This is a genomic window from Mycoplasmopsis mucosicanis (assembly GCF_006546935.1).
Lineage (GTDB): Bacteria > Bacillota_I > Bacilli_A > Mycoplasmatales > Metamycoplasmataceae > Mycoplasmopsis > Mycoplasmopsis mucosicanis.
In genome coordinates, this window is the sequence record NZ_SMDN01000006.1 from 1 (window position 1) to 16,705 (window position 16,705).

Consider the following 16,705-nt stretch of genomic DNA (forward strand, 5'->3'; position numbering starts at 1 on the left):
TCGAAGCAGTTAATTGAGGCAATTCTGTATACCCTTTTCGAGTAATTTTATTAAGAATTTCACCAAACCTTTTTAGTTCTCAAGCGTAAGTAAATCCGGCGAACCGAATTGATGGAATATTTGAGCCTTCAAGCGGAAACATTTTCTCAAGCAAAGTTTGCTTAATTTTCTTGAGTGCAGTTATCTTACGTTGATGAAGTGTAGCTAGATAATCTAAATTTTTGAAAGATAACCTATTTTTTAAATTATTAAGAAAACAATAAATTAACAAACCTCATTAAACCTTTATTTATTTTGTGTATGTTTCATGTTATTTTTTTTACGAAAAGTACTCAAAAATGAGTATATTAGTAAAAATTATATTATTCAATAATTTTGTATTCATGCATAACTAAACAAAATAATGAATATTTGCACTATTATTTTAACTTTTATATTAAAATTAATATATTACTTATTAATAAGGAGAAATTATGGCAGATAAATTAATACATATTGATGAAGAAAAAGTAGAAATCAAGAAACTAATTAAAGTTGATGAAAAACAATGAGCTCCATTAATCAAAAAAGCCAAAGATGATTTAGTTAAAAACCTAAAAATTGATGGTTTTAGAAAAGGAAAAGTTCCTGCAGACCAAGCTTCAAAATACATTTCAGATGCAAAAGTTTTTGAAAGCGCATTTGAAGCATATTTAAAAGAAAGTATTAATTCAATTTATACTGAACTTAAAGAAGTTTGTCCAAGAATTGTTCCTACTCAACCTGAAATTCGTGTTAAAAAAATTGATAAAGATGTTCTAGAATTTGAAGTTGTTTATCCTTTAGAATCTGACTTAAGTAGCTTAAAATTCGAAAAAGTTAAAACTAAATTCGAACTACCTAAAATCACAAAAAAAGACATCGATAAATACATTGAAAACAAATTAAAAGAAGTAGCAGTTAAATTACCTCTTGAAAAAGGACAAAAAACTCAAAATGGTGATACTGTAACATTGGATTACAAAGGTTTTGTTGATGGTGTTGAATTTGATGGTGGTTATGCAAAAAACTTTGAATTAAAACTTGGTTCAAAAACTTTTATCGATACATTTGAAGACCAATTATTAGACAAAGAAGTTGGATATAAAGGTGAAGTAGTTGTTACATTCCCTAAAGAATATCCAGTAGACAAATTAGCTAATAAAAAAGCAACATTCCAAGTAGAAATTCTAAAAGCTGTGAGACCAGAAGCAACTAAATTAAGCGATGAAAACTTGTATGCATTGAGAGCTGGCCAAGCCAAAGATGAAAACGAAGCAAGAGACGTACTTAAATGAATATTGCTAAACAACAAAATTGAAGTTGCTTTAAATACATTTATTGAAAAATACACAACTGAAACTCTTGATAATAATGATGTAAAAATCAATGATATGTTTGTTCACTACCAAGTTGAACAAAGAAAAAAAGAAATTGTTGATCAACTTAAACAACAAGACATCAAATTCTCTGAGTACCTTAATATTTTAGATAAATCTGAAGAACAATTTAAAGAATTAGTATTCAAAGAAGAGAAAAAATCAATTGCATTTTCACTAATAGCTCAACACCTTCTTAAAGAAGTTTCTAAAGAAGAAGATGCTACTCAAGATGAAATCAATACATGAGCAAATATTACATCAATGTCAACAGGTCTTCCAACAGTATTTTTAACTGGATTCTTTATGACAGATGAAAACAATAAAAATCAAATTACATCAAGAATTATTGAAAGAAGAAATATTACAGCTCTTGTTCAACAAAAAGACCCTGAATCATATGCAAAACTAGTTGAATTAGAGTCAAAACTCAATACTGAAGCTAAACGAATTGCTGATGAATGAAACAAAAGAGCAGAAGAATTAAAAGCAAAAAAAGAAGCTGAAATGGCTGAAGCAGAAGCTAAAAGCGTTCAAAAATAATATTGAAAACACTGCTTTTGCAGTGTTTTTGGTTTCATAAGACAAAATCATTACTAAGGAGAATTATGTTGCATATTGTTTTATACCAACCCGAAATCTGTCCAAATACTGGAAACATTATAAGAACATGTTATGCATTAGGCGCAAAACTTCATATTATTAAACCTTTAGGTTTTGAACTTTTGCCTTCTAAATTATCTCGTCCGGCTGCTGGTCGACTCCTTAGTGATATTCAGCATGAAATTCATCAGAATTATGAACATTTTTACCAAAAATACAAAGATAAAAAAATCTTTTATATAACTCGATATGGCCTTAAATCTTACAATAAGCCAAATTTCAAAACTATTGCAAGGCACCATGGTGAAATTTGAGTAATGTTTGGACGCGAATCAACTGGAATTGATAAAAAAATCCTAAGCGAAAACATAAAAACATGTCTGCGAATTCCAATGGTTTCAGCAATGAGAAGTATGAATTTAGCCAACTGTGTTTCAATAATTGGATTTGAAATTATGCGTCAATTAAACTTTGATGGCTTAAACTTTTTTGAAACTCAAAAAGGTAAATATTATTTGGAGCAAGATGAATAAATTAATTACGAGCAGTTCTAATCCATTAATTAAAAAAATTAAAAAAATATTAAAAGGTGATAATGACTATTTTGTTATCGAAGGCGAAAATATGATAGTCGAAGCACTTAACACAAAGCAACAAATTGAACATATTTTAGAAATAGAGGGGCAAAATAAGTTTGCAAACTCAATAAAAATAAGCGACAATGTACTAAACTCAATTTCTTCAACCACTAATCCATCAGGATGTGTTGCTTTAATTAAAAAGACACTTAAAGAACTCTATTCATCAAACATAATTTTCTGCGATAATGTCCAAGACCCAGGAAACGTAGGTACAATAATAAGAAGTGCAGTCGCATTTGGTTTTGATACTGTTTATACTAATGTTAATGTCTATAATCCGAAGATATTACGTTCAACTCAAGGAGCTATTTTTAAAATCAAAGTGATCAAATATAATGATGCATTTAGTGAATTGAACTCGCTACAAAATACACATCAAATATTTATCAGCACACTAACAAAAGATGCCAAAACTATTGAAAATACAGTGTTTCCGACTCAAAATAAAGTTATAGTATTAGGAAACGAAGGACATGGAGTTCAATCAAAACTATATGCATTAAAAGCACAAAAAATATACATTCCTATTGAATTTGAAAGTTTAAATGTTGCAGTTGCGTCAGGTATTTTAATGTATGAATCTTCAAGAGGTAAAAATGAATAATAAAGAAAAATTATTAACTAAATTCTCAAAAATAAGTCGAGAATTCAATGGTTATAATGTTGCCCAAACATACTCATTCATCAATGAATTGGTCAATTTAATTGAAGAACTTGAGGCACAAAACGAGTCTCTAAATAAAGAACTTAAAAACCATATCAACGAGATAAAAGAACTTAAAAACATACAATCAAAAACTGAATTTGAAAAAAATATAGGCAAATAAATTACATATGAAAATTTCTGAAGAACACAAGAACTTAATAAATTGATTCCCTGGTCATATGGCCAAAGGTTTAAAAGAAATTAAACAAAATGCAACACTCGCTGATGTGTTTATAATTGTTCTCGACGCTCGTTGTCCAATAAGTTCATATAATGAAGACTTTGATGCAATTTCACCTCACAAACCTCGCCTTTTTGTTGTAACAAAATCTGATTTAATGGACAAAACAAAGAAAACTGCTATTGAAGCAAGATTCAAAGGCTCAAAATTACTGTGATTAGACTTACGAAAACAAACTTCACGAAAAGAAATTATTAAATCTTTACAATTAATTTGTGCTGAAAAAATTAAAAAAGATAAAGAAAAAGGCCTTCTAAATCCAAAAATTAAAGCATTTGTGCTAGGTGTTCCGAATGCAGGCAAAAGTACTTTAATTAATTTAGTAAGTCAAAAAAAATCTCTTAAGGTCGCAAACTTTCCGGGTGTTACACGAGCAAAGCAGTGAGTAAATATTGATAATTTTTATTTTATGGACACACCAGGAATTCTATTGCCAAAACTAGAAGATCAAAACGCAGCAACAAAACTTGCAATGATAGGCTCAATTGAAACAAAAATTTTTCCAACTATGTTTCTGGCCAACTCATTTCTCGATATTATTCATCAATATTACCCTGAAAAATTCAAAAATGAATTCAACATAGAACTTCCGACTGACCAACTTGATGAAACGTCTAAATATAACATTTTTAATCAAGCAGCAATCAATAAAAACTATAAAATAAATAATAAGGTGGATTTAAATAGAATATACAAATATTTTGTTAATTGAGTTAGAGAACTAACACAAGTAACTTATGATTAGGAGAAATATGCAAAGAGAAACACTTAAAGAAAAATTCAAAAATCGTGTTGATTTATGACAAAAAGCATTCGACCATAGTGCAGAACAATTAAAAAGAAGAACATTTTTATCAATGCAATCATCAGTATTGTTAACGATTTTATTTGGAATAATTATTATATTGATTATCGTTGGTTGAAATAAAGGTTCAACTGTTTCACCTGCAACTCAAAGTGTTAATAGTTTTATTGTTGCTGTTATTGCATTAGTAATAATGTTCATTGTTGCGTTGCATTGAACAATTGGAAACGCTATAAACTTAATAATTACAAGCAAGGTTATAAAAGGTACACCAGCTAATTCGCTCAACAAACTCACAAAAGCATGAGTAATAATGAACTTCCTTAAAAAACCTGCACCTTATTTACTTCCACCTACTGAAGAAGAATTAAAAATGATTGAACAACTTAAAAATCAAGTTGAAGCACAAAATAATGATTCTGCGCAAAGCAGTGAAACAAACAATGAGTTAAATGAGCAAAAATAATTTCCCTAAAGTACTCAAAAACGTGTATTAAAGAAAAAATCATAGCATTTAAGCTATGATTTTTATTACTCATTATAAAGGCCAATTTCATCAGGATGTAATGGTGCTGGATTAACATCAATTTTTGTAATTACTCCCTTATCAATATGGATTACACGATGACACATTGCAACCATTGAAGGGTTGTGAGAAACCATTATAACTGTTGTTCCTCATTTATCATTTGCATCATAAAGAGAATTAAGCACAATTCTGGTTGTTTTTTCATCTAAAGCACCTGTTGGTTCATCAGCAAATATTATAGGAGCATTTTTTGATAAAGCACGCATTATTGAAACACGTTGTTGTTGTCCACCTGACATTTGAGAAGGAAATTTGTTAATTTCATCAATCATTTCGTACTGACGGAATAATTCAGTTAGATCAACACGTCTTTTTGGATCTTTTTGCAATCATGCACCAGTCATTACATTATCATATGCATTCAAATTTTCTAATAAGTTATAGTTTTGAAAGATAAAACTTACATTTTCACGTCTAAATCTGTTCAAAAATCTGTCTGAGTAATAAGGCAAATTAATATCGTTGATAATAATATTTCCGCGTGTTGGCTTATCTAAACCAGAAATTAAATTAAGTAAAGTTGATTTACCACCACCAGAAACACCTAATATCAATACAATTTCACCTCTTTTAATTTCAATATTAACGTGTTTTAAAACTTTTATTATGCTGTCACCTGATACATAACATTTGCTAACATCCCTAACTTCAATTATGTTGTAAGGTTTGATTTTAGCATTTTCATTACCATCTTTTTTACGTCTGCGTTTTGAAATTCGAGCAATGTAACTGCATATTTTTCTAGGAGCTTTGATTATTCTGCTTTCAGTAGAATCAATGATATTAAACACATTATTTTTATCAATTTTTGTATCAACTTTGTATTCAGTAGTCAGTGATCTTAAATCTTCAAACTGCTTGTCTTCATATTGAAAATTTTGACCTAACTTACTGAATTTACGTGGTTTTTTATCATTTTTGTTTCGCATTATTTTCCTTTCAACAAGTCTACAGGACGCACTTTATTAACAGTTACTCAAGTTATAAATGAAGTTGTAATGAATATACCTAGCATTATAGTCAATGTAATTAAAGCATGGAATATATTTAAACTTAGTTGCAATGCAACACCAGTCAATACGAGTAATGCTGCATTAAATAGTGAAATAATCAGCATTGTTAGTGGTATTGAAAGCAATATCGCAAGCACAATAAATGGTAAATAAACTGAGAAGTAGATTCGCAATTTTTCCCTATTTCGATAACCTAAAATTGTTCAAATAGCAATGTTTTTTGAGTTTTCAGCAATCATAATTGTTGAAATCATAATAAGAATTATCAATGAAATTGAGAAACTTAAAGCTATGATAACTACCACAATTGTTTGAACAGTGAAACCTATTTGTGTAGTGAAACCTGATTCAATATCTTTAGAGTCTATTGAGTTAGCCAATGCAACATACAATTTGTTATTGTAAATATTAGCAAAATTTGTAATTCCTTCTTTTGGTTGATCTTTAAGCGAATTATAAACATCTTGACTGAATGTATTAGATTGCGGACTTAAGAATTTAATAATTTGATTTGCATTCAATTTGTTTGTTTTAGCACTCAAACCATTAATTGGATCAAAAATCTGATCAAACATTGATTTAAGTGTTTCTATTGAAACAGTATCTAAATTATAACTATCTATTCCCGCTCAATAACCACTTGAAGAATAAAGACCTGTTGAATTTGTTACTTGAAGTGGATTTTTATTGTCAGTTAGAATTCCATTAAAGAAATCACCATTGCCAAACTTATCAAGACCTATTAATTTATTAGCTACATCAATTCGAGTGATAAATTCTTCACCTATAAATGTATCATTAATTGCTATGACTTCAAATATTGCATTGTGCGTAGGAATTGCAGTTTTGTTTATTTTTGCATTCAATTTATCTTTAAATCTATCAATATGGTTTTCAATATTAACATTAATTACACTACCGACGGCCAAATTATTTTTACGTGCAGAAACCTCGTTAATAATTAAAGGATTAATTCCTTCTTTATTAAATTTGTATAGTTTGTCGTATAAATTATTTTCAGGACTGCCAAGTTTTACAAAACGTGAATTTTGTTGATAACCATAGATTTTTAAGTCTTTATTATTGATTGTTGTCTTGATATATGTGTATTTTTCATCATGACGTGGATCGAAGTACACACCACCAAAACTTATAAAGTAATCATTGATTGTTGGTCCATAAACTTTTCCTGGATCGTTTAGTCAATAATTCAATTTACCGTATTCAGGTTCGCTATTATTTGGATTTTTTTCAATGATTTGTGGATTTTGTTCTTCTTGCTCAATACGTTCTTGAAGTTTTTTATATCCCTGTACTAAAAATTCTCGATATCTTGAACGAATTGAATCTTCAGTAGTTATTGGAACTTGAATGTATTCGTCTGTTTCTTTGCTCCATTTTGCTAACACAAATCGACCTTGTTTATCAAAAGGAGATTTGTAGTATTTAAAGAAGTCAGTGTTTTCGTTGTTTTGTTGTAGCGAAATATTATTCGTTTGTTTATCAACTACTCATTTTTTTAGATTGCTGCTTTGAGTTTTTTCAAGCAATACACCAACCTTATCTCTTATCTTATCAATTTTAGCTTTTTGAGTATCAGGCATTGAATTGTACGCAATTAATCAAGGATCGGCTGCAACACCTGAATCAACTTTTATAGAAGCAGAAAACTGAGTCAAAATGTGTGAATCATATTGATTTGGTGTTCCATTTTTATTATTTTTGTTTATTGCTCTTGAAAAACCAGGTTTAAAGTAATCATACAATTCTCGCTGAGCTTCAATACTTTCACCAATTGGAGTATATAAATTATTTTCAAGATTTTTTGGATTATATGTTGTGTAAGGTCCACCTTCTGTACTTGGTGTGTCTAAGTCAATTTTAAAACTGTAATGTCTATTTTTGTATGTGTTATTGATTGTTTTTGTAAAAATGTTATTTGAAGCTAATCCAAATATTGTAGCAGTAGAGGTCAATAGTGCAGAAGTGCTAAATGCAAGTAATTTTCAGAAGTTTGCAATAGTAAGAACCATGGAGAAACGTTTTTTAACATTCGATTTAGGAACTAACTTATGATAATTGACTGCTAATTTTGATTTTGGTATTGAAACACTGCCGCTCATCAATTCAGTTGGTTTAAATCTCAATGATATCAATGCAACAACATAAATCAACAAACTCATTCCAATAAATGGAATAAAGACTGTGAAAAGCATTGTTAATCAGTCAAAAGAAACCGTTTCTTTAGGCAGTGTCCAATAACTTGAAAAGACATTGAGCAACGACAACTGCAATCTATTACCGACTGCATAACCTAATATTCCACCAAGCACTGAAGTTACAGCAGCAAAAATAGTTAATGATAAAGCAATTCTTGAAGGAGAATATCCTTGTGCAACCAAGATACCTAAAACCTTGTTTTTGTTTGAAATGTATCTTTTAATAATGAAAACAATTGAAATTCCAACAACAAATGTGAATGTGATCAACAATGCAGTTGAAGCAACAGAAATTGCTCTAATTATTGATTCTACAGTACTTACACGCAATGCACGTTCAGGGTTAATTGGATCAATTTCATTAGTAAGAAATACTCTTTGCAATTTGTTTGAATCTGCTATTGAATCTTCAACTATTTGGGTTAATTCTGCTTTCAATTGTGTGTTTTTAAGTGAAGTTGAATTCTTAACAAGCAACGATTCCTTAACAACGTTTCCAGCATATGCTAATTTAATACGGTCAAAACCTGCTTTATTTACATAAACAAGTGCTTGATTATGTGTGTTAACTTGTAAATTATTTTCATCAAGTACTGGATAAAGATAATCAACTGTGGTGTCATGACCTACAATAACAAACTTAACTCCATTGACATCAAGAGTATATTTTGAGTCTAAATTATTGATAAAATCATTGATTTCAAGTGGATTTGAAGGAATTTCACCATTGTAAATTTCTTTATCATTGTTTATAAGGAATGCATAATTTGCTTTTGCAACAAAACTTGAAGAAGAATTAAACACAATTTCTTTTAAAGGTTTTGGTTCGACTATTTCATTAATTAATTGTGGAAGAATTTTTGTTATATTTAAACCAAAAATACTGATTTCATTTTGTGTCTTACTATTCAAATTATCAAGAGCAGGCTTATCTAAAACTAAATTTGAGAATTTGTCAAGGTTTAGTGGTACTAGCGTTGTGTCTTTTTGAGCAAATGAAGCATCTAAAAGGTTAACTAATTCCTTGAACTTGTCGCTTGATTCATCAATTAATTCTTCAAAATCAACAATTTTATCAAGAACTAAATATGCTAGGTTACCATTTGTAAGTCCTGCTTCTTGTCGTTCAATTGCTAAATATGAAAGAGTTAATTCTGGGAATGTGAATCTTAAAACTGGATTTACTAAAACATCAGGAATACCAAGTATTTTAACTGGTACAGATGGTGTTAGTTTGCTTACAAGAATTGATGCAGTGTCTTTAACATCATAGAATTCTTTGCTTGATAAATAATTATTAACAAAGGTTTCTAGAGCATAGTGATACACACCATTTTTTTGAAGAGAAGTATTAGAACTGAATTTTTTGCTTGCTCCAATGTATGCAAATTGTTTCTTAAGAAGCAATTTGTTTTTTGCAATTCAGTTTCTATATTGAGGGTTTTGCTTAGCTAAATTTTCTACCAAAACATTGCTAAAACGTGTATTTTGGTCAAAATCAAAGAATTCAGTATTATCAATATTTAGTAATCAATCAGTTATGTAAAAATCAGTCAAAGTAGTAAAAGGAATATTTTTTGATTCTGCTTTACGAGTAGATAATTTCAACACTTCAGGATCGATACTTAATCTTAAAATATCTCGGACAAACTTATTAGCTTGTTCATAATTTGCTTCAGGATTTAAATAAATTTGTATCAATGGTTTGAATATATCAAATGATTGAGCTCCAAGAGCATACTCGTTATCAATTTGAATACCTGCAGCAGACTCAAGTAATTTTTTAACAAGTTGTCATGCAGGTGTACCATTCTCAAAACGTGTTAAATCAGCTAATATATCAGAACCTGTTTTGTCTTTTTGAGATAAAAAGACATTTGTTCCACCTTTTGTTTGAGCTATAAAATTAAGTAGATTTTTTACCTTAAGTACTGCTTTTTGTGTATTTTCGTTTTGTTGTAGTATGTTAAAATCAATTATAAATTTAACAGTTGAAGAATCAAATGCACTGAAGTTTACTGCGTCTAGTTTAGATTTAGTCAATACATTCAAAATTTTAGTAAGCTCATTTTCATAGACAAAATTTCTAAAAATGCTTGAATCTTTTGTTTGAACTAAACTACCAAAAATGCTTACAAAGTCATTAAAACTCACTTTATCATTATCATTTGCAGGTAGATAAACACTAGAATTAGAACCAGGAACATCGATTTTGTCTGTTTTAGAACTTAAATTGAAAATCTTAATAATGTTTTCTTTGAACTCTCTGTTTGAACCAGATACAGAAAATATAGATTTTAGCAATGCAACTATACCGTTGCGAGGACTAATTCTTTCGAGTGCTACATTGTGTTTTTTAAGCACTTCTTTGTTTGCTTCACTATCAAAATATTTGTCCTCAAAATCGATAAATTCAGTGGTTGTGCGTTTGTTTAATTCGTTTTTTAACACATTAAAGTCAATAGACTTAATGATGTTAATAATTCCTGTTTTAGCATTGCTATAAGGCTCTAAGTTAGGCTCATTTGCATTTATTTTTTTGATAATTCGTTCAAGAGGAATGATTAATTGAGGTGCATTTTTATTGAGGAAATAATATAAAAGCGAGTCTTTATTATTCAAATCGAGTAAGTAAGTAAAGTCTAAATTGTTGATTAAGTCACTTAAACCATCTTTGAGAGTTTTTTGATCAATTGAACTAAATACTCAATTTATTATTGTTCCTGACGAAAGTTTCTTAATAAATTTAGTACCTTTGTGTGTAAATTCTTTATTGTTTTCTTTTTCAAATCAGTTTCTTGCTTGCTCACTAAAGCGTTTAAAATCAATTGAAGCAACAACTTTATTGAGTGAGGCAATCACAATTTTAGGATCTTTTGAAGCATTAACAACACCTTTAGCATTGATATATTGCTCTAAATCTATTCCAGATATTGTCTTGAGTGTTGCAAATATTTTTTTAACTTCTTTTAATAATTCATATTTTTGAACGCTTAAATCTGATGATGATGAAATTTGATTCAATGATTGATTTAAGAATTGCGAAATCAAAATCTTAATTAAATCACCTTGTCTTGAATGGCTAAGTTCATAAATAAAATCAATAATTAATTCAGGTAAAATTCCATTATTTATTTTGCCATTAGTAAAGACTGAAGCAAAATTATGTTTATTTAATACTACTTTAATAATTCTTGATAGTTCTAATATTTGTTCAGTAGTTAAAAACTCTTTTTTAATAAAGTCAGAATTTAATAAGAATTTTTCAATAGTGTCCGCAAGTACATCAATTTTTCCGTTTTTGAGTACATCATTGATTAATTGAGTTTTTGGCGCTAAAAAGTATATTGGAATATAACTTATATTTTTGAATTCGCTATCATGAATAACTCAACCATCACCATCTGTTTTTATAAAATCAGTTGCAATGGTTAGTTTATGATGGTTTAAAAATTTAGTTAATAAACCAATATCCATACCATCAGAAGGCATATTTGTTGTGTAAATAACTTCAAAATTTGCTGATTCATCAGTTGTTTGTCTTCTTTGTACAAATTTAAATTTATTTGCTACACCTATAATTCCATAGATTTCTTGAACATTTTTCTTATTGTTTTGTGAATCATTTTTTTGTGTGTTGTAGTCAGTTAATAAAACGATTTTTGTGTTTTTTAGTTCACGATATTCACGGTTTTTTGGGTTAGAATCAATTACACTAGCAAATTCAAATTTTGGACTAATGTAGTTTTTATCTGGATAAAGATTTTTGAAAATTGACTGAATAAGTAGTGCAGAAACATAAGGATTTATTTTAGAAGACTTATAGAAATCTTCATTATTGAGCTCATCTTTTGATAAAAGTGAAGGACGCTGTGACTCATTAAACAATGCACCAACATTAAGTTTGATTCCTGATATTTTAAAATCTTTATCACCAGTGTTTATGAAATGATATGTATTTTGCTTTCCTGTTTTTTCATCAATTCCATTAACTGTAATGCTCTGACGAATACCAACATTGCTTTCTCCTACTTTTTTAATAACCTTATCAACAATTAATTGTTTTGTTGCTTCAAAAGCTTTGCTATTAATTAAAGAATAGTTGAAATTTAATTGATTTTCATCACGTAAAATATCTATTTTTTGGTTGTTTTTTGCTTTTAAATAATTTTCTTTTGCGCTACCAAATAGATTGTCAACTTCGATTTCATTTATTGTTTTTGGTCTACGTTTGCTTATTTCATAAGGAGTTTTTAGAGGCGAAATACGTTTATCATCACTCCAAAGTTTTAGCTTATTAATTTCAGCAAAATCAAGTGTTGAACTCAATGGTAATTCAAATGTATTCAACACTTTTTTATTTGTGTTAAGTACTCATTTACGTGTATTTTGGTCAAATATGAAAGGTGTTTGTGAAATAGATTTTTGTTTTCTTCAATATGCAAAAGTTTCTAATTGATCTCATTGTTTATCACGAGTTTTAAGACGAGGGTCACCTAGTGATTCAATATAAGTCTTAAACGCACCGCTTCATTTGTTTTTTGATTCATTAATGAAACTTGTATAGTAATGATTTCTTAAAAAGTTCGTGCTAACTTCATTTTGAATAAGTCATTCTTGGTTAAGTTTGTATTTTTTATTTACATCTAGAGTTAAATAAAAAGGTTTGCTAACTTTTTGATTGTCTAGTAGGAATAAATTTAAAGGAATATTTCTTTTGAATTTAAGATTTTCATCAATTTTTGCATCAGCGCTAGGCAAATCAAAAAGCACATCTAAATTAGATTTTAGATAAGGATTTAATTTGTATATTGTAGCAGATGTATTTGCTTTAGTTTTAGATTGAACTCTTCTTGAAGAATCAGCAGCTTCAAAACCTAAAACAGACGCAATAATTTTTGGTTCAATTGTAAATAGCACACCTTCATCAGATCACTGCAAACTTTTAGTATAGTCGTGTGTTATCTCTATTGTTTGAACATTAACATACAGTGGAGAAAGTTGACTTGCATATATCTCATTATTATCGCGACTAAGCAATAAAATATCACCTAATCTTGAATCATTATCGAAACTTGCATTATCAGTTGTTTTGAGTTCGATTTGTTGCTTAAATTCAGTAAAATCAGTATTATTCTTCTCAAAAAGTTGAACTTCTTTAGAATTGTAAAGCTTGAAAAATGGATTGTTTATGTTGCTTAAATCAAAATCAACTGATTTGTGTTTAGCACCGATATTTGTTTCGTTTTTAGCAATGTTGTAAAAATCAAATAAATTTTCACTTTTAATGTATTTGTTCTTTAGATTATCTTCAAAATCACTGCTTAAATTTGAGAGCTGAATATATTCAGGAGTTTGTGAATTACTTAATTCAATATTAACGCTATGTGAGTACTCTTTTGCAAGTTCTTTATATCTATCAAATGTTGAATCGTCAATATGATAAATAATTGGTTCATAACTAGATTTTCCTTTTTGCTTTAGTGTTTCACTAGTTTCGCCATTAATGAAATAACCTTGATTGTATGCATTACCTTGAGTTGGTAGGTTTAAATCAACACTAACATCGTGTAGCTTTGATACATGTTTATAGTTTTCAAAACCTCCTACGATAACATTTTTAACACTTGAAAGCAATGTAAAAATTGCTGATGTTAAAAACACTAAAATACTAAGACCAATTACAACGACCTTATTTTTGCTTAGTGATTTAAATACTTCCTTAAATAGTCTTCACATAATACTCCTATATCAGTAATACAATTTTATATTAACATTAATATAAATATATAAAATGTTTTGAGCATCATTTTATAAAACAAAAAATAAAAAAGTACTCAAAAATGAGTACTTTGGGAAAAATTATTATTTTTCTTCGATAACAAAAATTTCGTCACCAACAGTAATTTCACTGCCAGCTTCAATTAAAACTTCTGCAATAACACCTGTAGTAGGTGCTGGAATTTCTGATGTCATTTTATCAGTTTCAACGCTGAAAAGTGTATCACCTTCTTTTACTGAGTCTCCGACTTTAACAAAAACTTCAGCAACTTTACCTTCGTGAAGACCTTCACCGATGTCTGTAAATTTCATTCTAAACATATTTTATAGTTCTCCTAATAATTCTGGTTTTTCTAGTAATTCAAAAACTCTATTGTTTAGACGAGCCATATCTGCTCCATCTACTCAACGGTGGTCAGCAGCAATTGTTAAGTAAAGTTGTTTTGATGGTGAGAATGAACCATCTTTATTAACTTTAACTTCATCTGCAATAGCACCAACTGCTAAAATACCTACATTTCCTTTATTAGGAATTGGTGAACCATGAAGAACACCTACAGAACCAACGTTTGTGATTGTGAAACAACCACCAGTCATATCCTTCATTGTTAGTTTTCTGTCTTGAGCTAATTTAGCAAAACGAACAATTTCTTTTTGAATTTCTACAATACTTAATTTTTCTACATTTCTTATAACAGGAACAACAAGTCCATAAGGTGTATCAACTGCAATGCTTATATTGATTGAATCTGGATAAGTAATTTCACCAGTTTCTTCATTTCATGAACCAATAAATGCTTGGTGTTCAGATAAAGCAATCGCTGTTGCTTTAATAATTCATGATAAGAAAGTTAATTTTACACCTTCTTTTTCAAGGACTGCTGTAACATTTTTTTTACGTAAATCTCAAAGAGCGCTTACATCACCTTTACGTGTTAAGGCACAATAAGCAATTGTATTCATAACTTCTTTTAAGTTTTTTGCAATTGCTTTTCGAATTGGAGAGATTTTTTCTGTTCTTGCTTCAAGAGATTTTGGTTGAACGATTTCGGTCATTTTAATATTCCTTAATTTATGTTTGAAATTTTATAAAAAAATTAGCAAGATTTTTTAGCTTCTGCTGCTTTTCTTTCTTGAATAGCTTTTTCACGCGGTGTTAGACCACAGTTAGGATCTTTTTTATCATCACATTTAGATTCGCATTTTTTTGCTGGTTTTTTAATTGTGAAATCTAGCAATTCATTTGAAACTGAGATTTGACCAACAACTGCTGGTGCTGATTCTTCTTTTTCATCTTCAAAGAATAATGACATATTATTTTCCTCCTTAAGTATGGATTGAATTTTATAAATTCGAATTTACATTTTGAGCAATCTTAATCACTTGAAATACCAGATGCATCTGTGGTAAGTGTTAAAATTGCTGTCTCTATTATAATATAAAAATATTCTCATACTTTATAAAAGGTATTAAATTAATATATTTTTAATATTTTGGCTAAATTCACATATTTATAACAATTTGTTTTGTTATTTTTTTATTTGCAAATCTTTAATCAAAAATTTTTTTTACGTTATGGAAAACATATGAAAAAAATATTTTTTTACTTATTTACACATTTTTAAGTACTTTTGGCGTTTTCAAAACAACAAATAATTAAAAAAATATTTTTTATTCTTATAAATTAAAATTTAAACATTAAAATATAGTTGTACTTTTATAAATAATTTAAAGGGGGAAAAAATGGCAAATTTTAGTGAACATATTCAAAATTTACTAAGAACAAAAGCTAGTGAAAAAGTATTGTCTGTACTCTTTATAGATGGAGATGATAAGCGTGCTCGTGAAGCAGCGCTCTACCTTAAAAATAATAATCTTGCTAAACCGATAATGCTTCTAGAAAATGAAGCACAAATTGTTGAAGATGGTCTTGATAACATTATTCTTTCAGCAGAAAAAGATAGTATTGAAAAATATGCTCAATTAATGGCTCAAATTAGAAAAGGTAAAGAAGACCTTGAAACATGTAGAAAATTAGTTGCATATCGTCCATATTACGGTGCTATGATGATTAGAAATAAAGATATTGATAGCGCTGTTGGTGGTTTGATTTATTCAACACAAGACATATTACGAGCTGCATTTAAATGTGTTGGACCAAAACCTGGAATCAAAACAATGTCTTCAGTAATAGTAATGCATAAAGGTGAAGAAAAAATAATATTCACTGATCCTTCAACTGTTCAAAAACCAGATGCAAATCAACTTGTTGATTTAGCTGCAAATGCAATTGATTTTGCTAAGTCAATGAGTATGAATTCACTTGCAGCATTCTTAACTTATTCAACAAATGGATCGGGTAAAGGTGAAAACCCTGATCTAGTCAGAGAAGCAGTAAAAATTGCTGAAGAAAAAGATTTAAATATCATAAAAGGTGAACTTCAATTTGATTCAGCTTATGACTTAGGTGTTAGAGCCAAAAAATTCACTTCAGCAACACAAGAACCTGCAGGTGTATTTGTATTTCCTAATCTTGAAAGCTGCAATATTGGATGCAAAATTGCTCAAAGAATGGGTGGTTATGGTGCTGTTGGTGCAATAATGGTTGGTGTAAATGGCGCTATTAATGACTTTAGTCGTGGTGCTACAGTCCAAGATGTTATTGACGTTACATCAATAACAATATTGAAAGGATACGAATTTCAATAAT

11 protein-coding genes and 2 pseudogenes are annotated in these 16,705 nt (G+C 28.9%); 7 read left to right on the forward strand and 6 right to left on the reverse strand.

What is annotated here, in order from left to right; translation table 4 throughout:
• A pseudogene (locus E1I18_RS03780) lies at positions 1–271 on the reverse strand (hypothetical protein); the annotation flags it as partial.
• 202 nt (positions 272–473) lie between these two features.
• Between E1I18_RS03780 and tig the strand changes: the two are divergent.
• From tig to E1I18_RS01905, 6 genes are all read left to right on the forward strand, one after another.
• Positions 474–1,940 (forward strand): trigger factor, encoded by a 1,467-nt coding sequence (gene tig / locus E1I18_RS01880; protein WP_141483907.1) that lies wholly within the window; start codon positions 474–476, stop codon positions 1,938–1,940.
• Positions 1,941–2,005: 65 nt separating this feature from the next.
• Positions 2,006–2,533: a tRNA (cytidine(34)-2'-O)-methyltransferase gene (locus E1I18_RS01885; RefSeq protein ID WP_141483908.1), complete on the forward strand. Its 528-nt coding sequence runs from the start codon at positions 2,006–2,008 to the stop codon at positions 2,531–2,533.
• Positions 2,526–3,245 carry a TrmH family RNA methyltransferase gene (locus tag E1I18_RS01890; RefSeq protein WP_141483909.1) on the forward strand — a complete coding sequence of 240 codons (720 nt, stop codon included), beginning with the start codon at positions 2,526–2,528 and terminating at the stop codon, positions 3,243–3,245. Before E1I18_RS01885 ends, E1I18_RS01890 begins: the two co-directional genes overlap by 8 nt.
• The gene (locus tag E1I18_RS01895; RefSeq protein WP_141483910.1) at positions 3,238–3,468 is read left to right on the forward strand and encodes an MAG0865 family DivIVA-related protein; all 231 of its coding nucleotides are present in this window, start codon (positions 3,238–3,240) and stop codon (positions 3,466–3,468) included. Before E1I18_RS01890 ends, E1I18_RS01895 begins: the two co-directional genes overlap by 8 nt.
• Before the next feature lie 7 nt (positions 3,469–3,475).
• Positions 3,476–4,333 carry a ribosome biogenesis GTPase YlqF gene (ylqF, locus tag E1I18_RS01900; RefSeq protein ID WP_141483911.1) on the forward strand — a complete coding sequence of 286 codons (858 nt, stop codon included), beginning with the start codon at positions 3,476–3,478 and terminating at the stop codon, positions 4,331–4,333.
• A 7-nt stretch (positions 4,334–4,340) separates the two neighbouring features.
• Positions 4,341–4,859: a hypothetical protein gene (locus tag E1I18_RS01905; protein ID WP_141483912.1), complete on the forward strand. Its 519-nt coding sequence runs from the start codon at positions 4,341–4,343 to the stop codon at positions 4,857–4,859.
• 65 nt (positions 4,860–4,924) lie between these two features.
• Here E1I18_RS01905 and E1I18_RS01910 read toward each other — a convergent pair whose 3' ends face one another.
• From E1I18_RS01910 to E1I18_RS01930, 5 genes and pseudogenes are all read right to left on the reverse strand, one after another.
• The gene (locus tag E1I18_RS01910) at positions 4,925–5,911 is read right to left on the reverse strand and encodes an ABC transporter ATP-binding protein (protein WP_141483913.1); all 987 of its coding nucleotides are present in this window, start codon (positions 5,909–5,911) and stop codon (positions 4,925–4,927) included.
• Positions 5,911–13,953, reverse strand: coding sequence for an ABC transporter permease (locus E1I18_RS01915; RefSeq protein ID WP_141483914.1), 8,043 nt, complete (start codon positions 13,951–13,953; stop codon positions 5,911–5,913). The genes E1I18_RS01910 and E1I18_RS01915 overlap by 1 nt, the downstream gene beginning before the upstream one ends.
• 132 nt (positions 13,954–14,085) lie before the next feature.
• Positions 14,086–14,316 (reverse strand): annotated as a pseudogene (locus E1I18_RS01920) (biotin/lipoyl-containing protein); the annotation flags it as partial.
• 3 nt (positions 14,317–14,319) lie between these two features.
• On the reverse strand, positions 14,320–15,051 hold the full coding sequence (locus tag E1I18_RS01925) for a 2-oxo acid dehydrogenase subunit E2 (RefSeq protein WP_141483916.1): 732 nt from the start codon (positions 15,049–15,051) through the stop codon (positions 14,320–14,322).
• Between the two features lie 41 nt (positions 15,052–15,092).
• Positions 15,093–15,308 (reverse strand): hypothetical protein, encoded by a 216-nt coding sequence (locus E1I18_RS01930; RefSeq protein WP_141483917.1) that lies wholly within the window; start codon positions 15,306–15,308, stop codon positions 15,093–15,095.
• Positions 15,309–15,738: 430 nt separating this feature from the next.
• Here E1I18_RS01930 and E1I18_RS01935 point away from each other — a divergent pair, with 430 nt between their 5' ends.
• On the forward strand, positions 15,739–16,704 hold the full coding sequence (locus E1I18_RS01935; RefSeq protein ID WP_141483918.1) for a phosphate acyltransferase: 966 nt from the start codon (positions 15,739–15,741) through the stop codon (positions 16,702–16,704).
• Position 16,705 lies beyond the last annotated feature (1 nt).